Source organism: Streptomyces sp. GESEQ-4 (assembly GCF_017948455.1).
Taxonomy (GTDB): domain Bacteria; phylum Actinomycetota; class Actinomycetes; order Streptomycetales; family Streptomycetaceae; genus Streptomyces.
The window spans coordinates 148,707-167,271 of record NZ_JAFFSU010000004.1 but is presented as its reverse complement, the minus strand read 5'-3'; the positions used below and the strand labels follow the sequence as shown (position 1 = coordinate 167,271).

Sequence of the window (18,565 nt, the reverse complement as noted above, 5' to 3'; positions counted from 1 at the left end):
TCACCACCGATCGGAAGACAGACCGCTTCTGCTCGCCGACCAGGCTTCCCGGCACACCGCTGTGAACCCTACCGGCCGTTGACGCGTCTTTAACAGGTTGACCGCGCCCGGCCGTACCCCGTTCTCACCCGGACCGGCCGCCGTATCGCGTGATCACGGTGTACGGCCCCACGTCCTGCCGCAGGAAGCGCCCCGGCGGGAAGAAGTCGACGGGAAAGACGACTTCCGAGGACCGGGTCACCGGGACGCGGGGGAAGTTGTGGCGGAACAGGTAGAGGCCGTAGCCGGTGTCGGTCTGCCGCAGGACGAACACGTCCGGCGCCGGGAAGCGGCCCGAGTCCAGCCGCCGCGCGAAGTCGTCCGCGTCCCGGGCGGCGAGCCAGCGCCGTACCTCCGCGTTGCGCTTCTCGTGCCGTGCCTGGGGGTTGGAGTAGCCGGGCGTCATGGCGACATAGGCCCAGTACGGCTCGACGGACAGCAGCCGGTGATGGTCCGTCAGGACGGTCAGGTCGTGCGGCTGCCTGCCGGTGCCGCGGGCGATCGCGCGGACCAGGGGGCGGATCCACAGGTCCTCGGTGCCGGGGTGCCGGACGCGTGTCGTGCGGGAGGGGGCCGTGCCGTCGTCCAGGGGGTAGCTCTGCCGGTAGGCCAGGTCGACCTCGCGGCCCAGCGCGCTCTGCGCGTGCTGGACGGCGGCGACGGTGAAGACCGCCGCGACGACGGCCAGTACGCCGGTGGCGGTCCTGGCCTGCGCGCGGTGCCGTCTGCGCACGGTCCGCAGCAGGTCCCACAGGGCGAGGACGCCCGCGCAGTGCAGTGCGACGAGCAGGACCGGGTGGACGCGGAAGGAGAGGAGCGTGGTGCCGAACGCGATGGCCAGATGGGACAGCACGCACCAGGCGTAGCATCCGGCGACCAGCGCGAGCAGGCCCGCAGCCACGGGCCGGGTGCGGAAGCGGACGACCAGCCAGACGGTGCCAGCCAGGCACAGCAGTCCGCCCGGCGTGATCTCCGTCATCGGCAGCAGATACGTCAACTGCTGGTAGGGCGTGAACTTCAGCGCCGTCGTGTCCGGGGACCCTCCGGCGGCGCGTCCGGCCAGTTCGTACGGCAGCAGGACCACGGCGGCCGACGGTGCCGCGGCGATCCCCGCGAGCGCGACCCGTGCGAGCAGCGTGCGCCGGCGCCGCGGTCTGTGCAGCAGCAGGGCCGCCGCCATCGCGATGAGGGTGAACACCCAGAAGGCGGCGAGCAGCGTGTACGTCAGCACGGCCGCGCCCACCGCGACGCCGAACGCCAGCAGTGGAAAGGGGCGGACGGCGGGCGCCCGCAGCAGCTTCAGCGCGATCACCGTGAGCGGCGCGAGCGCGGAGCCGACCAGCCAGGCATAGGGCTCGCGGACACCGAGGGACGGCTCGACGAAGGCGGCCATCACGGTCGCCGTCGCCAGCAGTACGGCGATCCGGGGCGGCACCAGCAGCCGCCACAGCGCCAGCGTCACCGCCGCGGCGAGCGCGGCCGAGGTGATGCACAGCGGCTTGAACGCGGCCCACGCGTCCCAGCCCAGCAGCGCGGCGATCCGTCCGCCGGTCCAGAACCAGCCGGGCGGATACAGCGGCGGTACGTCCCGGTAGGCGAAGTCGGCCAGTGCGGGCGAGTCGGTGAGGCGGGTGAGGTACTCGACACGGAACTGGTTGTCCGAGGCCAGCCCGCCGAGGAACCAGCGGGTGCCGTGCAGCGGGAGGGCGAGGAGGAGAGTGGGCAGCGCGGAGACCAGCGCGTAGCCGGACCAGTGGAGGAGCCCGCGTACGGCCATGCCGCCCCGCCCGGCGGCCGGCACCGACAGGGCGAGGAGCACCACCACGGCCGTCGTGGTCAGCGTGGTCAGAATGGTCGACAGCAGCGACGGCTCGGGCAGCGGCAGCCGCGGTACGACGTACTGGATGCCGAGGCTCACGCCGACCGCGATGCCCGCCCCGAGGACGAGCTCGACGGCGAACCGGCCGCCGGTCGGACGCCGCCGCCCCGCCCGCGGCGGTACCGGGGACGGAGCGGGACGCCCCGCCGACCCCTGCCCCCCGATCAACGCCGCGACCGGAGCGATCACCGCCCCGTCCTCCTCCACGTCCTCGCCCCACCCCTGCCGAGCGATCACCCGACGAGCGGGCATCGGGCTCTCGTCCTGCAGCCCCTCCTGGTCCCGTTCCCGGTGGGCGGTCATCGGATTGCCGTTCCGCGGGCGGTACGGGCCAGGCGGGCGAGGGTTGAGCGGTGGCGGTGGATGAATGAGGTCTTGGCCAGGGGGAGCAGGAGGCGGGGTGCCGGGAGGCCGCCCGGGAGGCGGAGTCTGGTCAGGCGGAGCAGGCCCAGGTAGCGGCCGGCGACGGCCTTCGCGCGGGCGGCCGACAGCAACTGCTCGGCGGTGGGGCGCAGATGGGCGTAGGCGATGGGCTGCATGCAGAACGAGACGGTCGCGACCAGCCGCCGCACCTCATCCCGTGCCTCGACGGCCCCGGGTCCGGGCAGCACGCAGTCGGCGATGACCAGCGGGATGCGGTTGCTGTTCTCGTACGGCTTCAGGCGCCGCAGGACGAGGTCCGTGCCGACGCGCACCGCGGGGATGCCGTACACCGTGGTGGCGGTGAACAGGGCGGTGGAGAAGCAGCCGAGGACGACGTCCGGTCGGAGCCGTTCGTAGAGCACCTCGGCGAGGACGGGCAGGTCGACGACGTGCAGGGTGACGCCGGCGCGGGCGGCTTCCCCGCGGAGGGCCTCGGCGTGCCGGCGCGGTGCGCTGGGGTGCGGCTTGAAGAGGACCGAGGCGGCGCCGCCCCGTACCGCCTCGCGCAGTATGTCGCGGTGCAGGGCGTCCTCCTCGGCGGCGCTGAGGATGCCGGCCTCGGCGAGGTACTGACCGAGCAACAGGGCGCTGCCCTGGGGCAGTTCACGTACCGCCTCCAGTTCGTCCTTGGCGGCGTCGGCGAGGACGGTGAGTGTGCGGCGCAGGGCGTCGGGGGACAGCGGGTGGTGCTCGGCGCCGGGCCACTCGTCGAGCAGGTGCGGGCGCAGGCCGGGGACCAGCTCCGGGTAGACGAACCGGCCGACGCGGCGCAGGACCTGCTGTTCCAGGCGGGTGCGCAGGGGGCCGTAGCTCATCAGGCCGTCGGCGTAGACGTGCAGGGTCGCGTCGGCGAAGAGGCGGGCCAGGGTGAGGGAGGGCGGGGACTGGACCGACTCGGCGACCAGTTCGACGGGGGCGTCGGGGCCGATCCCCCAGGAGCGGCGCAGCGCCTGCTCGAACAGCGGGCGGTCCTCGGGGCGGGGCGACCAGACCGAGGGGTGGTTGGGGAAGATCGTGTCGTTCCAGGAGACGACCGCGTCGAAGTACGTCGACAGGTGGGCGAAGCCGGGCAGCTCCTCCCACGGCGGCTGCGCCTCGGGGACGGTGGTGTTGGTGGACGTCACCAGCACCCGCCGACCGCCCTCCGCGAGCGGCAGCAGGCCCTGTGCGACAGCCGCGCAGACCGTGGCGAGACCGTAGAGCGTGGAGGCTTCGACGAGCTGGACCGGGACGGGATCACGGGGCTCCGTGGGAACGGGGACGTTCAGGGGCACGCGGTCTTCCTCGGACGGTAGAGGGCGGTCAGGTCGGATCTGCGCTGCTCGTCCATGCCGTCGAGGACTTCGCGGAGCAGGTCCTGCGGCAGGGACGCGGCCAGCGCCCGGTACCGCCCGGGGAACTGTCTGGCCACCCGCTTGTCGAGCCGGTCGGTCCGCTTGAGGTGGAAGTGCGTGAGACCGAGCAGGGTGCGTACGGCCTTGCGGTGCACGGCGCGGTCCGTGCTGTGGGCGAGGGCCTCCTCGATGATCCGCTGCGAGGCCGGGAGGAAGTCGAGCTGCCGGTCGTCACCGACGCTGGTGAGGGAGCCTCCGACGTCCCTGCGGTAGAAGAGCCCGGCGAGGCCCACCACCGCGAACGTCCGGGTGTGCAGATGCAGCCGCCAGTTCCACAGCCGGTCCTCGCAGGTCCTGAGCGAGGTGTCGAAGTACAGCAGCCCGCTGTCCCGCAGCCCGGTGCGGAAGCCGCCCGACCACGCGTTGACGTAGTCCGCCATGGTCTCCCGGTTCTCCTCGCCGATGCCCTCGACCGACGGGATCGGCACCCCCCGCCTGCTCTCCGGCGCCCTCTGCAGCGTGCGCCTCTTGCCCTGGGCGCGCAGATGGTCGACGCGGACGAAGTCGGTGCCGAGCCGGGTGCAGGCCTCGGCGAGCCGGGGGTAGTAGCCGGGCGCCAGCCAGTCGTCGCCGTCGAGGAAGGTGACGTACGCGCCGCGTGCCTCGTCGATCCCGGTGTTGCGGGCGGCGGAGGCGCCCCGGTTCCGCGGGTGGACGACGAGCCGGCTGTTGGGGATCCGGGCGACGGCCTGCTCCAGCAGGGCGCGGGAGCCGTCGGTGGAGTGGTCGTCGACGAAGACGTACTCGATGTCCGGGCCGGTGTTCCGGCGCAGCGAGCCCAGGCAGTCGGGGAGATAGTCGGCGACGTTGTGGCTGATGACCACGGAGGTGAGTTTCATGGGGCTCTCGGGAGCTCCTTGATTCAAGGGAAGTACCGCTTTCAAACGGCCACCGGAGTGAGGGGGTTACCTGGACTGGGGCATTCGGGGGAACGTGCAGGTCCGGTCCGGACCTCGTTCGCGCGGGATGCCGTAGGGGCCGGCAGAGGTGAGACTCGACTTATGGCGCCCATGACCGAGGTAGAAGGGCGGCGGGTCGCGCTCAGCAATCTGGAGAAGGTGCTGTATCCGGCCGCCGGGTTCACCAAGGGCGAGGTACTGCACTACTACGCGACCGTCGCCGACGTGCTGCTGCCGCATCTGCGGGACCGGCCGGTGTCGTTTCTGCGGTATCCGGACGGGCCCGACGGGCAGCTGTTCTTCACCAAGAACGTGCCGCCGGGTACGCCGGAGTGGGTCACCACCGCCGAGGTGCCGAGGATGGAGGGGCCGGCGCGGATGGTGCTCGTACAGGATCTGGCGAGTCTGATGTGGGCCGCCAATCTGGTGACCGAGTTCCACACCCCGCAGTGGCTGATCGGGGCGCCCGGCGAGGCGGACCGGATGGTGTTCGACCTCGATCCGGGGGCGCCGGCGACGGTCGTGGAGTGCTGTCAGGTCGCCCTGTGGCTGCGGGACCGGCTCGCGGCGGACGGAATCGAGGCGTGGCCGAAGACGTCCGGGGCGAAGGGGCTGCATCTGCTGGCCGCCGTGCGGTCCGCGTCGTCCGAGCAGGTCAGCGAGTACGCCAAGGAACTCGCCGTGGAGGCGGAGCGGGCGTTGCCGCGGCTGGTCGTGCACCGGATGACGAAGAGTCTGCGGCCCGGGAAGGTGTTCGTCGACTGGAGCCAGAACGCTGCGCGGAAGACGACGGCGACGCCCTACACCCTGCGGGCGCGGGCTCAGCCGTTGGTGTCGGCGCCGGTGACGTGGGGGGAGGTCGAGGAGTGTGGGGGGCCTGGGCAGCTGGCGTTCACTGCGGCGGATCTTGGTCCTCGGGTGCAGGACTATGGGGATCTGTTGGCGCCGCTGCTTGATCCCGCCCACGTCGGTCTTGTGCCGTCATGAACTCAGGCCATCTGTCGTCATTCGTCTGCTGCGCCGTCGTGGCTGGTCGCGCAGTTCCCCGCGCCCCTTACGGGGCGCTTCACACCCGGTCCCATGTGTGGCGGTCCCTCGCCATCGCGTGCAGTGCTTCCACGTCCGCCGGTTTTAGTACGCCGCCCAGACGGGCTAGGCCTCCCAGTTCCGTGTCCTGGAAGACTCGCACTTCGCGGAGGGGGGCGGTGATCTGGACGTTCGCGGGGCCGGCCACGGCGAGGAGGGGGTGGACCTCGGCGGTGAGGGCGTAGGAGGCGCGGTCGGCGTCGGCTCGGGCGCGGCGGAGCAGGGGGCGGGCTTCGCGGCGGCCCAGGGTGACCATGGGGTCGGCGATCAGGACCCGCGTCTTGCGGGCGTACACGGTGTGGATGGCGAAGAGGCCGCCGGGGCCGATCGCCAGGTGGTGGACGCGGTCGCCGCCGGGCAGCGGGATCGAGTGCAGGGCGTGCCAGCCCGCGCCGTCCAGCCGCTCCAGGGCCTCCCCCACCGCCTGCTCGGCGGCCAGCGCCCGGCGGCGCGGGTCGGGGCGCAGCCGGTGGGCGGGTCCGGGGTCCCGGTCCAGGGCGATGTGGAGGGCCTCGCCTGGACGGTTGGGCGCCAGGTCGTCGTCCGGGTGGAGGGTGAGGCGGGCCAGCTCCGCGGGGGTCGGCACCGGGGGCGGGCCGACGGTGACGGGGCCGGTCAGGAAGGGTCCGAGGGCTTCGAGTACGCCCTCTCTGTGGTCGTCGCTCAGCAGGTTGACCCGGGCCGCCTCCCTGTCGTACCAGGCGATGTTCCGCCCGTCCGTGAGGCATACATACAGCCGCTCCTGGCCGTGCCGCCAGGTCGGTATGACGCGCAGTCGGCTCATGCACCATCACCCCATGACCATGGGACCAGGCGGGGTGCTCCAGGGGCAAGAACCCGGTTACCTTTGGGATGAGTTGGCATGGGTTTGGGGAGGCTCGTTTGCGGACCCGCGGGAACCAGCCCGACGTACCTGCTCCGGACAGCCCGTGGAGCGAGATCGTGCCCGGCCTGTGGATGGGCGGGCACGAGTTCAGGGACGGCTCGGGGCAGGTGGAATTCGTCGTCGTCCATGATGAGTTCGATCTCGTGCAGACGCTCCTCCGGCTGCCGGGGCACGGGCCGGACCCGGGTGTCGAGCACCAGGTGTGGCCGATTCCCGACGGACCGCTGGACGGCACGCAGCTCGCGGGCGTGATGCGGCTCGCGCAGGCCGCGAGCGAGGCGCTGGACGACGGCCGCAGCGTCCTCGTCCGCTGCTACCACGGCTACAACCGCTCGGGCCTTGTCATCGCGCACACCCTGGTCCGGCGCGGCTGCTCCGCCGAGGAGGCGATCCGGCTGATCCGCGCCCATCGCTCGCCCTGGGCACTGCACAATGAGCTGTTCGTCGCGTACCTGCGGGCGGGACTGTCGACGGCCCGGCTGCTGGAGGAGCTGGCCGAATGACGCCGGTGCGCGGGCCGTGCAGCCCCTGCACGCAAAAAGGACTTCCCCGCGAATAAGGTGTACGGGGCCCACGATCATCCAGGACGACAGGAGTGCCGTGCCCTTCAGCCGCCCCGTCCGGGCCCTCGTCCTCGCCGCCCTGTTCACGGCGACGACCGCGGCCTGCGGCGACACCGGCGGGCTGCGCGGCGCGGGCCCGACCCCGACCGCCGTCAGCCCGATCCGGCTCTGGCCCGAGCTGCCGCCGGCCTCCTCCCCCGCCTTCGAGATCGGCGAGGTGGAGCGCGAGGCGATCAAGGGCGTCCGTGTGCCGGGCAGCGACCTCCGCGAGGTCGATCCGGTCGCGATCGTACGGACCGAGGTCGCCGCGAGCCCGGACGACTACGGCGACGGGTCGCCGTACCACGAGACGGGCGAGCGGATGGCCGACTGCGCGGCGGGCGGGAACCGGGCCAGGTGCCCGGTCCTGAAGCCGTACTACCGCGATCTGACCGGCGACGGGCGCGACGATCTCACGCTGGGCTTCCGGCAGCTGCCTGGCACCCTGACGGCGGTGCGCGTCTACACCGTCGAGAAGGGGCGGCTGGTGCGGGTCATGCGCTGGGAGGACGCGATGAGCGCGGTCGAGCTGGCCGGGCGGTCCGTGATCATACGGTCGCCGTCCGAGGTCGCCGGTTACGAGTACCGCCTCCAGTGGACCTGGGACGCGAACCAGCGGGCGATGCTGCTCACGCATGACGAGATGCTGCGTACGGGCACGGGCACGCGGAGCGCACGACCGTCGCCATCGCCGTCGCGGTCGGCATCGGCATCGGCATCGGCATCGGCATCAAGCTCGGCTTCGGCTTCGGCGAGTGCTCGGTGAGGCTGGGGCTTCCCCGCTGGTCCGGGACGCTCGCCGTGAAGGCGGCCGTGTTCATCACGGTGATGTGCTGCACGCTGGCCGCGCTGCTCGGTGTCCTGGTCCATGTGTCCGTGTCGAACCAGACGGTCGAGCAGGCCCGTGACCTCGCGCTGTCCCGGCTGGACGAGGCGACGACCGCGTTCGAGGCCGGGGACAGGCTGATGCCGGGCGTGGGCGTCGACCCGGACGGGCTGCCCGCCTCGCTGCGGGAGCTGGCGGTCGCCGGTGAGCGGGGCACGATGGTCGCCGACCACGAGGGCCGCCCGACGATGTGGGCGGCGGGCCCGGCCGACGGCGGTCGGGCGCTTGCCGTGCGGGTCGACTACTCGCAGCAGGCGCGCACCATCGACGACCTCGGCCGGGCGATCATCTGGTCCTCGGGGCTGGCGATCGGGGTGACGCTGCTGGTGGGCGCGTTCGCGGTGACCCGGGTGACGCGGCGGCTGCACACGACCGCGCAGGTGGCCCGGCAGATCAGCGGCGGCGACCTGGACGCACGCGTCGACGACCCCCGTACCAAGGATCCGACCCGCCCGCAGGACGAGGTGGCCGCGGTCGCCGCCGCGCTGGACTCCATGGCGGCGTCGCTGCAGGGCAAACTGCTGAGCGAGCAGCGGTTCACCGCGGACGTGGCGCATGAGCTGCGCACGCCGCTCACCGGACTGCATGCCGCCGCGGAACTGCTCCCTCCAGGGCGGCCGACGGAGCTGGTGCGGGACCGGGTGGCCGCGCTGCGGACGCTGACCGAGGACCTGCTGGAGATCTCCCGGCTCGACACCGGGCGGGAGCGGCTCGAGCTGGACACCGAGCAGTTGGGGGCGCTGGCGGAGCGGGTGGTGCGGGCGGCCGGGAACGACGCGGAGGTCGAGGTCCGGGTCGTCCGGGATGCCCGGGTGGAGACGGATCGGCGGCGTCTGGAGCGGGTGCTGGGGAATCTGGTCGCCAACGCGCACCGGCATGGGCGGCCGCCGGTTGTTCTCACGGTGAACGGTCCGGTCGTCAGCGTTCGGGACCACGGGGACGGTTATCCGGAGTATCTCCTCGTGCATGGGCCGCAGCGGTTTCGTACGGAGGGTGGGAGCAGGGGGCATGGGCTGGGGCTGACGATCGCGTTGGGGCAGGCGGAGGTGTTGGGGGCGCGGTTGACGTTTGCGAATGCGGTGGACGGTGGGGCCGTTGCCACTCTTGTCTTGCGGTAGGGGGTGGGGCGGCCAAGAGCTCGGGACTCACGGTCCATCGCCGTCTGCGGGTTGTGTGTGGCTTGTCGCGCAGTTCCCCGCGCCCCTAAGCGCGCTGCGCGCGTCTTCGGGGCGCTTCCCCTATGGCCCATCAGCACGCGCGACCCCCCGCCCTCGCTCCTAATGTGGCGATTAGTCAGCTTCGCCCCATTCATGGAGGTACCCGCCATGTCTCTGCGCACCCGCCTCACTCGCCGTCTCGCCATGACTGCCGCTGTCGTCGCGCTCGCCGGGGCGACCGCCGTCGCACCCGCCGTCGCGGACGACGAATGGGGCAGCGGTGGGGACTCGGAGTTCAGCAACGGCGACTCGAGCTTCGAGGGCGGCGATGGGTTCGACGAGTTCGGTGGCCAGGGCGCCTATCGCGATCCGCGCCGCTACCGGGGTGTCGTCACCGTCGACCGGCTGATCCTGCGCAGTGCGCCGACTCGTGGCAGTCGGCCGATCCGTGCGGTCCACCGGGGCGATGTCGTGTCCATCTTCTGCAAGACGCCCGGGCAGAGCGTGCAGGGCAACCCGCTCTGGTATCTCCTCACGGACGGCACCTGGGCGTGGGGTGCGGCGCGGTACATCAACAACATCGGGCCTGCGCCGCGCTGGTGCTGATGACGAAGGGTCATAAGGCATCACATTTGGGTAAGTTCCGGACATGAGCAAGGCCGGAACCACCCTGGAAGCAGCGACGGACCGCTCCACGCCCGTCGTACGCCTCCCCCGGCGCCGTGGCATCGAACTCGCCCTCATCGTCGTCGCCGTACTCCTGTCGGTGTACGGCTACTGCGCTGTGGGCCTGGCGAAGAACGGCTCGCTCCCGCCCGGCGCCGCCGGTTACGGCGCCGGTCTTGGCGTGCTGGCGTTGCTGGCGCACGGTGCGGTGCGCCTGCGGGCCCCGTACGCGGACCCGCTTCTGCTGCCGATCGGCGTGCTGCTCAACGGGCTGGGCCTGGTGCTGATCTACCGGCTCGATCTGGAGACGCCGGGCGACCGGGCGGCGCCCACCCAACTGGTGTGGTCGACGCTGGGCGTGGGCTTGTTCATCGTCGTCGTACTGCTGCTGCGCGACCACCGGGTGCTCCAGCGCTATGCGTACGTGTGTGTCGTGGCCGCCCTCGCCCTGCTCACCCTGCCGATCTTCTTCCCGGCGGTGAACGGCGCCCGGATCTGGATCCGGATCGCGGGATTCTCCATCCAGCCGGGCGAGTTCGCGAAGGTGCTGCTCGCGGTGTTCTTCGCCGCGTATCTCGCCGCCAACCGCAACGCGCTGCGCTACGCCGGCCGCCGCATCTGGCGCCTTCAGCTGCCGACCGGGCGGGTCCTCGGCCCGATCGTCGCGATCTGGCTGCTGAGCGTCGGGGTGCTGGTGCTGGAGCGCGACCTGGGGACGTCGCTGCTGTTCTTCGGTCTGTTCGTGGTCCTGCTGTACGTCGCCACCGGCCGCACCGGCTGGATCGCGGTGGGGCTGCTGCTGGCCGCGCTCGGTGCCGTGGCCGTCGGCTGGCTGGAGCCGCATGTGCACAGCAGGGTCGAGGACTGGCTGCATCCGTTCGCGTCGATCGAGGCGGGCCAGGGCGCCAACCAGCTGGCCCAGTCCCTGTTCGCCTTCGCGGAGGGCGGCGTGCTCGGCACCGGTCTGGGGCTCGGCCACTCCATCCTGATCGGCTTCGCCGCCAAGTCGGACTTCATCCTGGCGACGGCGGGCGAGGAACTGGGGCTGGCCGGCCTGTCCGCGATCTTCCTGCTGTACGGCCTTCTCGTGGAGCGCGGCTACCGGGCGGGCCTGCTCCTGCGTGACCCGTTCGGCCGGCTCCTCGCGGTCGGTCTCGCGTCGATCGTGGCGCTCCAGGTGTTCGTCATCGCGGGCGGGGTGACCGGGCTGATCCCGCTGACCGGCATGGCGATGCCGTTCCTGGCGCAGGGCGGTTCGTCGGTGGTCACCAACTGGGCGATCGTGGCGCTGCTGGTCCGGGTGAGCGACTCGGCACGGCGGCAGTACGACGGGCAGGTCGCTCCATGACCCGGTACATCAGGCTCGCCGCGATGTTCTGCGCCCTGCTGCTCGTGGCGCTGCTGGTGAACGCCGCCCGCATCCAGGTCTTCCAGGCCCGGTCCTACGACGACAATCCGGCCAACCGCCGCCAGAGCATCGCCCGTTACGGCCAGCCGCGCGGCGACATCCTGGCCGACGGCGCCCGCCTCACCGGCTCGGTGGACACCGGTGAGCAGCTCCGCTACGAGCGGACGTACGCGCACGGCCCGATGTACGCGCCCGTCACGGGCTTCGCCTCGCAGGAGTACGGCACGACGCTCCTGGAGCACGCCGAGGACGACCTCCTGTCGGGCACGGACCCGATGCTCTCGCCGTTCCCGCTGTGGAACGACCTCACGCGGTCGCAGAACGCGGGCGGCGACGTCGTGACGACCATCGAACCGGCCGCGCAGGCGGCGGCGTACACCGGGCTCGGCGGGCGCAAGGGCGCGGTGGCCGCCATCGAGCCGGCGACGGGGCGGATCCTGGCGCTGGTGTCCACGCCGTCGTACGACCCCGCCGTCCTGTCCGGGAACGGGCCCGCGGCGAAGCGGTCCTGGGAGCGGCTGAACGGCGACCGGGACAAGCCGATGCTCAACCGGGCGGTGCGGCAGACGTATCCGCCGGGCTCCACCTTCAAGGTGGTGACCGCGGCGGCGGCGCTGGACGCCGGCGTGCTGAAGGATCTGGACGAGCCGACGGACTCGCCCGACCCGTACACCCTGCCCGGCACGACGACCCGGCTGACGAACGAGGCCGACGGCTGCCGGGACGCCTCGCTGCGGGAGGCGTTCGTGTGGTCGTGCAACACGGTGTTCGCGAGGCTGGGCGTGCGGGTGGGTGTGGCGGACATGGCGCGGACGGCGGAGGCCGTCGGCTTCAACGACACCGAGGTGAAGATCCCCTTCTCGGTCGCGCCGAGCACCTTCGACACCTCCGTGGACAGGGCGCAGCTCGCGCTGTCGTCGATCGGGCAGTACAACACGCGGGCCACGCCCCTGCAGATGGCGATGGTCGCGGCGGCCGTGGCGAACGGCGGGCAGGTGCGGTCGCCGCACCTGGTCGAGCGGACCACCCGGGCGAGCGGGGCGACGCTGGCGACGGCCGGGTCGCGTCCGCTGCGGCGGATGATGCACCCGTCGACCGCCGTCCGCATGAAGGAGCTGATGGCCGACGTGGTCACGGAGGGCACCGGCCGGCGCGCCGCCATCCGCGGTGCGACCGTCGGCGGGAAGACCGGCACCGCCCAGCACGGCGTCGACAACTCCGGGGTGCCGTACGCCTGGTTCGTCTCCTGGGCGCAGGCCGACGGCGACATGGAGCCGAAGGTGGCGGTCGCCGTGGTGGTGGAGGACGCGTCGGCGCGGCGGGGCGAGATCAGCGGGGGCGGGGACGCGGCACCGATCGCGCGGTCGGTGATGCGGGCGGTGCTGAACTCGTAGGCGGGCGTGCTCGTGGAGGTCGTGCCGCGATCGGCCGTCGATGAGCTGCGGGTCCGTCGTGGCTAGTCGCGCAGTTCCCCGCGCCCCTTCAGGGCGCTACCCGCCCCCAGGTCGATAGCTTGCCGCACCTCCGCTACCCGGCCCTCTTCCTCCGCCGCGAACCGTTCCGCGTCCAGCTTCTCCGCGATTTCCTCGTCCTGGGCCATCAGCAGGTCCAGGTTGGAGTCGCCCATCTCGAAGACGCCCATGTCGACATAGGCCTGCTGGAGGCGCTTGCCCCACAGGCCGATGTCCTTGACGCAGGGGACGATGCGGGAGAAGAGCAACTGGCGGAAGAGGGCGAGGAATTCGGACCGTTCGCTGTACTCCTCGGCCTCCGCCTTCGGGATGCCGAAGTTCTCCAGCACCTCGACGCCCCGCAGCCGGTCACGCATCAGATAGCAGCCCTCGATGACGAACTCCTCGCGCTCGCGCAGTTCGGCGTCGCTGAGCTGCCGGTAGTAGTCGCGCAGCGCCATCCGGCCGAAGGCCACGTGCCGGGCCTCGTCCTGCATGACGTAGGCCAGGATTTGCTTCGGCAGGGGCTTGTCCGTCGTGTCGCGGATCATGCCGAAGGCGGCGAGCGCGAGGCCCTCGATGAGCACCTGCATGCCGAGGTACGGCATGTCCCAGCGTGAGTCGCGCAGCGTGTCGCCCAGCAGGGACTGGAGGTTGTCGTTGATCGGGTAGAGCAGGCCGATCTTCTCGTGCAGGAAACGGCCGTAGATCTCGGCGTGCCGGGCCTCGTCCATCGTCTGGGTCGCCGAGTAGAACTTCGCGTCCAGGTCGGGGACCGACTCGACGATCCGGGCCGCGCAGATCATCGCGCCCTGCTCACCGTGCAGAAACTGGCTGAACTGCCAGGACGCGAGGTGCCGGCGCAGTTCGCCCTTGTCGCGGTCCGTCATCTTCGCCCAGTACGGGGTGCCGTAGAGGCTGATCGACTCGTCGGGGGTGCCGAGCGCGTCGTACGGGTCGACCTCCAGGTCCCAGTCGATCCGCTTCTGTCCGTCCCACTGCTTGTCCTTGCCCTTCTGGTAGAGGGCGAGGAGACGGTCGCGCCCGTCGTCGTACTCCCAGCTGAAGCGGGCGGCGCCGGTCGCCGGCACCTGCCAGAGGGAGTCTCCCGGATCCATGGCGTACAGGTCATCGGTCGGCATGCATCGCAGGCTCCTACTTGGTAGACGCGGGGTCAACAAGTCGCGCACAGGGGATTGACGGGCTTGCTGACAAGCGGTCTCATAAGCGCATGACGACCGTGACCGAAGCCGACGCGCTCGACGGGCTGCGCGATGCGCTCGGCCTGCTCAAGGACCGGGAGCAGGTGGCAGAGCGGTTGCTCGCCTCGTCTCTCAAGCACTCCTTCGACCCCGACAAGGAACTGGACTGGGACGCGCCCTTCGAGGAGGGCAAGTGGTTCTGGCCGCCGGAACTGGTGTCCCTGTACGACACCCCGATGTGGAAGCGGATGAGCGAGGAGCAGCGGATCCTGCTCTCCCAGCACGAGGCCGCCGCGCTCGCCTCCCTCGGGATCTGGTTCGAGATCATCCTGATGCAGCTGCTCACCCGGCACATCTACGACAAGGCGGCGACGAGCGCGCATGTGCGCTACGCGCTGACCGAGATCGAGGACGAGTGCCGGCACTCGAAGATGTTCGCCCGCCTGATCACCCACGGCGGCACACCGTGGTACCCCGTGAGCCGCGTCCACCAGAACCTCGGCCGCCTGTTCAAGACCATCTCCACCACTCCCGGCTCCTTCACCGCGACCCTCCTCGGCGAGGAAGTCCTCGACTGGATGCAGCGGCTGACCTTCCCGGACGAGCGAGTACAGCCACTCGTCCGCGGCGTCACCCGCATCCACGTGGTCGAGGAGGCACGCCACGTCCGATACGCCCGTGAAGAACTCCGCCGCCAGATGGTGACCGCCCCGCGGTGGTCGCAGGAGTTCACGCGGGTGACGTCGGGGGAGTTCGCCCGGGTCTTCTCTGTGGCCTTCGTGAATCCCGAGGTCTACACCAACGTGGGGCTGGACCAGCGGGAGGCCTTGGCGCAGGTGAAGGCCAGCGGGCATCGGCGGGAGGTCATGCAGACCGGGGCGAAGAGGTTGACCGACTTCTTGGATGACATCGGGGTGCTGCGAGGGGTGGGGAGGCGGCTGTGGAGGTCATCGGGGCTGCTGGCTTGATGCAGAGTGCGGGTCGGTGGGGGCTGGTCGCGCCCACGCGGCGGAGCCGCACATCGATACAGCCCCGCGCCCCTTCAGGTTGGCCCAGCTGGACCCACTTAGGGGCGCGGGGAACTGCGCGACCAGCCACGACGAACCCGCAGCCGCCAGACGACCCCCACCGCCCCGGCGATTAGGCTGCACCCCATGACCCCCGCCGCCCCCGCCTACCGCCGGCTGAGCGTCGAGGAGCGACGAAGTCAGCTCCTCGACGCCGCGCTGAAACTCTTCGCGCACCGCACCCCCGAGGACGTCTCGCTCGACGACGTGGCAGAGGCAGCCGGAGTCTCCCGCCCCCTGGTGTACCGGTACTTCCCGGGCGGCAAGCAGCAGCTGTACGAGGCCGCCCTCAGGTCCGCCGCGGACGAGCTGCAGCAGTGCTTCGACGAGCCCCGCGTGGGCCCGCGCCTGCCCCGCCTGGTGCGGGCCCTCGACCGCTACCTGGCCTTCGTCGACGAGCACGACACGGGTTTCAGCGCGCTCCTCCAGGGCGGCAGCGTGGTCGAGACGTCCCGTACGACCGCCATCGTCGACGGCGTACGCCGGGCCGCCGCCGAGCACATCCTCAGCCATCTCGCCGTCCCCGAGCCCGGCCTGCTGCTGCGGATGACCGTACGGATGTGGATCACGGCGGTGGAGGCGGCCTCGCTCATCTGGCTCGACGAGGGCAAGCAACCGCCGCTCGACGAGCTGCGGGACTGGCTGGTGGAGCAGTTCATGGCCGCGCTGACGGTGACCGGTGCACGCGATCCGCAGACCGCCGCCCTGGTCGAGGCCCTCGCGGCGGATGGCTGAGACTGGTGCCGTGAAGACCGAAGACACCCCCTTCGAGGGCGGCCCGATGGACGGCCGTGTCCTGCCCGTCCTGCTGGGCATGACCGGGCACCCGCCGAAGACGTACCGCATCCCCGTCCCGGCCCCCGACGGCGGCGAGCCCACCGTGCTCGTCTACCGCAGGGTCCCGCGCGGGCACAGCAAGCGGCTCGGTCTGACGCAGGGCTGGAAGTACGAGTACGACCCTCAGGGCAAGCGCGGCAGCGGACTGCGGTGGCCGTGGTCCAAGCCAGACACCACGCCGGGCGGCAAGCGGGATGACGCCGACGAGTGACGGCGTTGCGCCGAACCGCCCACACCCCGCGCGCGAAACACGAGCGGCCGTCTGATGCTCGCGGTGCGGAGCGGAGGGGCCGCCCCGCACCGGAGGTGATGACATGTCAGGGCGTCTTCTGCGTCTGGTCTGTACGGCGGCGGTGGCGACCCAGGCCGTGGTCGCGGCCGTACCCGCCATGGCCGTACCAGAGCCGGGCGACCGTGCGGTGGCCGGGCTACTGACGGACCTTCAGCGGCTGTACCGGGAGGCCGAGCGGGCCACCGAGACCTACAACGCCACCGAGGAGCAGCTGAAGAAGCAGCGCACCGAGGTCGACCGCCTGGACCGCGCGCTCGCCCGCGCCCGGCTCTCCCTGCAGGACAGCCGTGGGGCGGCCGGGCGGCTCGCCCGCCAGCAGTACCAGAGCAGCACCGACATCTCCCCGTACCTACGGCTCCTCCTGGCCCGCGATCCACAGCACGCGCTCGACCAGGGCCATGTGATCGGGCAAGTCGCTCGGGAGCGGGCCGAGACCCTGCACCGGCTCACCGGAACCGAGCGCAAGGCCGACGACCTCGCACGCAAGGCCCGCGCCGCCCTCGACCGCCAACTCTCCCTCGCCGCACGGCAGAAGAAACAGCGCGACGAGGTACGCGACCGGCTCCACGACGTCGAGAAACTCCTCGCCTCCCTCACCGCCGAACAGCTCACCGCCCTGACCGAGTTCGAGAAGACCGGCACCGACAAGGCCCAACGGGAATTCATGGCCACCGGCGCCCTGAACGACAACCGACCCCCCTCCCGCAAAGGCGACAAGGCCCTGCGCTACGCCGTACGACAACTCGGGAAGCCGTACGAATGGGGCGCCGAGGGCCCGAAGACGTACGACTGCTCCGGCCTGACCTCACAGGCCTGGAGCCACGCAGGAAAACCCATCCCGAGAACCAGCCAGGAACAATGGGCCCAGCTCCCAAGAATCCCCCTCAAGAAGCTCCGCCCCGGCGACCTGGTCATCTACTTCCCGGAGGCCACACACGTAGCCATGTACTTGGGCGAAGGAAAGGTCGTACACGCACCAAGACCGGGCGACAAAATCAAGCTCTCCCCGATCGCATCCAACCCGATCCTTGGAGCAGTACGCCCAGACGAACGCCCCAAAGGGGCGCGGGGAACTGCGCGACCAGCCACAACGAACCAGCAGCCGCCAGAACCCCGCACCTCCAACGGCGACTAGGCCACAGACCCCAAATAAGCCGCCGTCTTCTCAGGCTCGTAGAAGAAATTCTCAAAGTCAGCCGGATCATTGAACGCATTGGCGAACCGATCAGCCACCGCCGGCAACTCCCCCGCCGCCCCAATAAGGTTCAGCACATGCTCAGGCGGCGGAGCCAACATCGCGTTGGTCCACTTGGTGACGTGCCGCGCCGTCTCCCAGTACCGCTCAAAAGCCCCCCGCATCCACACCTCGTCGAACTCCTTCTCCCCGTGCTCGAGAATCGACGCGAGATAGGAAGCCGCGCACTTGGACGCCGAGTTGGAGCCCTGACCGGTGATGGGGTCGTTCGCGACGACGACGTCCGCGACGCCCAGCACCAGGCCCCCGCCGGGAAGGCGGCCGACCGGGTTACGGACGGTCGGGGTGTATCGGCCGCTCAACACACCACCCGCATCCGTGAGTTCGACGTTCGTGGCCCGCGCGTACTCCCACGGCGTGAACCGCTCCATGAGTTCCAGGATCAGGGAGAGGTGTTCCGCCGGGTCCTTGACGCCGTTGAAGACGTCGAGCGGGCCGCCGGGTATGCCCTCCCAGAACAGGATGTCGGCGCGGCCGGAGGTGGTCAGCGTCGGCATGACGAACAGCTCGCCGACGCCGGGCACGAGGTTGCAGCGGACCGCGTCGTACTCGGGGTGCTCGGGGCGCGGGCCCAGGCCGTGGACGTAGGCCACGGCGAGGGCGCGCTGCGGCTCGCTGTACGGGGAGCGCTCGGGGTCCCGGGCGAACATGGATACCAGCTCGCCCTTGCCCGCCGAGACGAGCACCAGGTCGTACGTACGGGAGAAGTAGTCCAGGTCGGAGACGGCCGCACCGTGGACGACGAGCTGGCCGCCGCGCTGGGCGAACGTCTCCATCCAGCCGGCCATCTTCACCCGCTGGTCCACCGACTGCGCGTACCCGTCGAGTCGGCCCACCCAGTCGATCGCGCGGGCCGCGGGGCCCTCGCTCCAGGAGCCGGGGGCGGCGACCGAGACGCCGAGTCCTTCGATCTTCGGGGCCTGGGACTCCCAGAAGTTCAGCTGGAGATCGCGCTCGTGCTGCAGGGCCGTGTGGAACATGCACTGCGTGGACATGACGCGGCCGGCGCGGATCTCGTCCGCCGTCCGGTTCGACATCACGGTGACCTCGTACCCGTGCGACTGGAGTCCGAGGGCGAGCTGGAGCCCGGACTGGCCGGCTCTGACGACGAGTATCTTCCGCATGCGGGTGGTGAC

Annotated in this window: 17 protein-coding genes; 11 read left to right on the top strand and 6 right to left on the bottom strand. The window is 71.1% G+C overall.

From position 1 onward, the window contains the following. Nucleotides 1-124: 124 nt before the first annotated feature. Genes KCH48_RS10900 through KCH48_RS10890 form a run of 3 tightly spaced genes read right to left on the bottom strand, consistent with a single transcriptional unit; the run spans nucleotide 125 to nucleotide 4,574 of the window. Nucleotides 125-2,221, bottom strand: coding sequence for an arabinofuranosyltransferase (locus tag KCH48_RS10900; RefSeq protein WP_210572512.1), 2,097 nt, complete (start codon nucleotides 2,219-2,221; stop codon nucleotides 125-127). Then, the gene (locus KCH48_RS42905) at nucleotides 2,218-3,615 is read right to left on the bottom strand and encodes a polysialyltransferase family glycosyltransferase (RefSeq protein ID WP_210572509.1); all 1,398 of its coding nucleotides are present in this window, start codon (nucleotides 3,613-3,615) and stop codon (nucleotides 2,218-2,220) included. Before KCH48_RS42905 ends, KCH48_RS10900 begins: the two co-directional genes overlap by 4 nt. Next, entirely contained in the window at nucleotides 3,606-4,574 is a 969-nt protein-coding gene (locus KCH48_RS10890) for a glycosyltransferase family 2 protein (protein ID WP_210572504.1), read from the bottom strand. The genes KCH48_RS42905 and KCH48_RS10890 overlap by 10 nt, the downstream gene beginning before the upstream one ends. A 162-nt stretch (nucleotides 4,575-4,736) precedes the next feature. Here KCH48_RS10890 and ligD point away from each other — a divergent pair, with 162 nt between their 5' ends. Continuing rightward, nucleotides 4,737-5,621, top strand: coding sequence for a non-homologous end-joining DNA ligase (gene ligD, locus KCH48_RS10885; protein ID WP_210572503.1), 885 nt, complete (start codon nucleotides 4,737-4,739; stop codon nucleotides 5,619-5,621). Between the two features lie 79 nt (nucleotides 5,622-5,700). On the opposite strand, the gene KCH48_RS10880 is transcribed toward ligD, so the two are convergent. After that, the gene (locus KCH48_RS10880) at nucleotides 5,701-6,504 is read right to left on the bottom strand and encodes a nuclease-related domain-containing protein (protein WP_210572501.1); all 804 of its coding nucleotides are present in this window, start codon (nucleotides 6,502-6,504) and stop codon (nucleotides 5,701-5,703) included. A gap of 98 nt (nucleotides 6,505-6,602) precedes the next feature. Here KCH48_RS10880 and KCH48_RS10875 point away from each other — a divergent pair, with 98 nt between their 5' ends. From KCH48_RS10875 to KCH48_RS10850, 6 genes are all read left to right on the top strand, one after another. After that, nucleotides 6,603-7,109 carry a dual specificity protein phosphatase family protein gene (locus KCH48_RS10875; protein ID WP_210572499.1) on the top strand — a complete coding sequence of 169 codons (507 nt, stop codon included), beginning with the start codon at nucleotides 6,603-6,605 and terminating at the stop codon, nucleotides 7,107-7,109. A 97-nt stretch (nucleotides 7,110-7,206) separates the two neighbouring features. Continuing rightward, on the top strand, nucleotides 7,207-7,974 hold the full coding sequence (locus tag KCH48_RS10870) for a hypothetical protein (protein ID WP_210572497.1): 768 nt from the start codon (nucleotides 7,207-7,209) through the stop codon (nucleotides 7,972-7,974). After that, the gene (locus tag KCH48_RS10865) at nucleotides 7,971-9,212 is read left to right on the top strand and encodes a HAMP domain-containing sensor histidine kinase (protein WP_210572495.1); all 1,242 of its coding nucleotides are present in this window, start codon (nucleotides 7,971-7,973) and stop codon (nucleotides 9,210-9,212) included. Before KCH48_RS10870 ends, KCH48_RS10865 begins: the two co-directional genes overlap by 4 nt. A 207-nt stretch (nucleotides 9,213-9,419) precedes the next feature. Further along, nucleotides 9,420-9,857 (top strand): SH3 domain-containing protein, encoded by a 438-nt coding sequence (locus KCH48_RS10860; RefSeq protein WP_210572493.1) that lies wholly within the window; start codon nucleotides 9,420-9,422, stop codon nucleotides 9,855-9,857. 43 nt (nucleotides 9,858-9,900) lie between these two features. Continuing rightward, nucleotides 9,901-11,265 (top strand): FtsW/RodA/SpoVE family cell cycle protein, encoded by a 1,365-nt coding sequence (locus KCH48_RS10855; protein ID WP_210572491.1) that lies wholly within the window; start codon nucleotides 9,901-9,903, stop codon nucleotides 11,263-11,265. Then, nucleotides 11,262-12,719 (top strand): penicillin-binding transpeptidase domain-containing protein, encoded by a 1,458-nt coding sequence (locus KCH48_RS10850; protein ID WP_210572489.1) that lies wholly within the window; start codon nucleotides 11,262-11,264, stop codon nucleotides 12,717-12,719. The genes KCH48_RS10855 and KCH48_RS10850 overlap by 4 nt, the downstream gene beginning before the upstream one ends. A 62-nt stretch (nucleotides 12,720-12,781) precedes the next feature. On the opposite strand, the gene KCH48_RS10845 is transcribed toward KCH48_RS10850, so the two are convergent. Further along, nucleotides 12,782-13,918, bottom strand: coding sequence for a ferritin-like domain-containing protein (locus KCH48_RS10845; RefSeq protein ID WP_210572487.1), 1,137 nt, complete (start codon nucleotides 13,916-13,918; stop codon nucleotides 12,782-12,784). 89 nt (nucleotides 13,919-14,007) lie between these two features. Between KCH48_RS10845 and KCH48_RS10840 the strand changes: the two genes are divergently transcribed. The 4 genes from KCH48_RS10840 to KCH48_RS10825 all read left to right on the top strand — a co-directional run bounded on the left by KCH48_RS10840 (nucleotide 14,008) and on the right by KCH48_RS10825 (nucleotide 17,309). Then, nucleotides 14,008-14,946 carry a diiron oxygenase gene (locus tag KCH48_RS10840; RefSeq protein WP_210572485.1) on the top strand — a complete coding sequence of 313 codons (939 nt, stop codon included), beginning with the start codon at nucleotides 14,008-14,010 and terminating at the stop codon, nucleotides 14,944-14,946. A 186-nt stretch (nucleotides 14,947-15,132) separates the two neighbouring features. Then, nucleotides 15,133-15,780, top strand: a complete 648-nt coding sequence (locus tag KCH48_RS10835; RefSeq protein ID WP_210572478.1) for a TetR/AcrR family transcriptional regulator — start codon at nucleotides 15,133-15,135, stop codon at nucleotides 15,778-15,780. A 10-nt stretch (nucleotides 15,781-15,790) separates the two neighbouring features. After that, a complete protein-coding gene (locus KCH48_RS10830) occupies nucleotides 15,791-16,093 on the top strand; it encodes a hypothetical protein (RefSeq protein ID WP_301983941.1) in 303 nt (100 codons plus the stop codon). A gap of 103 nt (nucleotides 16,094-16,196) precedes the next feature. Then, the gene (locus KCH48_RS10825; protein ID WP_210572475.1) at nucleotides 16,197-17,309 is read left to right on the top strand and encodes an NlpC/P60 family protein; all 1,113 of its coding nucleotides are present in this window, start codon (nucleotides 16,197-16,199) and stop codon (nucleotides 17,307-17,309) included. On the opposite strand, the gene KCH48_RS10820 is transcribed toward KCH48_RS10825, so the two are convergent. Next, entirely contained in the window at nucleotides 17,306-18,553 is a 1,248-nt protein-coding gene (locus KCH48_RS10820; protein WP_210572474.1) for a styrene monooxygenase/indole monooxygenase family protein, read from the bottom strand. The genes KCH48_RS10825 and KCH48_RS10820 overlap by 4 nt on opposite strands. Nucleotides 18,554-18,565: the final 12 nt, after the last annotated feature.

What these genes read in the sequence shown, in the direction of transcription:
- KCH48_RS10900 (WP_210572512.1), bottom strand. Translation starts at nt 2,221, where the DNA reads ATGACCGCCCACCGGGAACGGGACCAGGAGGGGCTGCAGGACGAGAGC.
- KCH48_RS10890 (WP_210572504.1), bottom strand. Translation starts at nt 4,574, where the DNA reads ATGAAACTCACCTCCGTGGTCATCAGCCACAACGTCGCCGACTATCTC.
- ligD (WP_210572503.1), top strand. Translation starts at nt 4,737, where the DNA reads ATGGCGCCCATGACCGAGGTAGAAGGGCGGCGGGTCGCGCTCAGCAAT.
- KCH48_RS10880 (WP_210572501.1), bottom strand. Translation starts at nt 6,504, where the DNA reads ATGAGCCGACTGCGCGTCATACCGACCTGGCGGCACGGCCAGGAGCGG.
- KCH48_RS10860 (WP_210572493.1), top strand. Translation starts at nt 9,420, where the DNA reads ATGTCTCTGCGCACCCGCCTCACTCGCCGTCTCGCCATGACTGCCGCT.
- KCH48_RS10855 (WP_210572491.1), top strand. Translation starts at nt 9,901, where the DNA reads ATGAGCAAGGCCGGAACCACCCTGGAAGCAGCGACGGACCGCTCCACG.
- KCH48_RS10850 (WP_210572489.1), top strand. Translation starts at nt 11,262, where the DNA reads ATGACCCGGTACATCAGGCTCGCCGCGATGTTCTGCGCCCTGCTGCTC.
- KCH48_RS10845 (WP_210572487.1), bottom strand. Translation starts at nt 13,918, where the DNA reads ATGCCGACCGATGACCTGTACGCCATGGATCCGGGAGACTCCCTCTGG.
- KCH48_RS10840 (WP_210572485.1), top strand. Translation starts at nt 14,008, where the DNA reads ATGACGACCGTGACCGAAGCCGACGCGCTCGACGGGCTGCGCGATGCG.
- KCH48_RS10835 (WP_210572478.1), top strand. Translation starts at nt 15,133, where the DNA reads ATGACCCCCGCCGCCCCCGCCTACCGCCGGCTGAGCGTCGAGGAGCGA.
- KCH48_RS10825 (WP_210572475.1), top strand. Translation starts at nt 16,197, where the DNA reads ATGTCAGGGCGTCTTCTGCGTCTGGTCTGTACGGCGGCGGTGGCGACC.
- KCH48_RS10820 (WP_210572474.1), bottom strand. Translation starts at nt 18,553, where the DNA reads ATGCGGAAGATACTCGTCGTCAGAGCCGGCCAGTCCGGGCTCCAGCTC.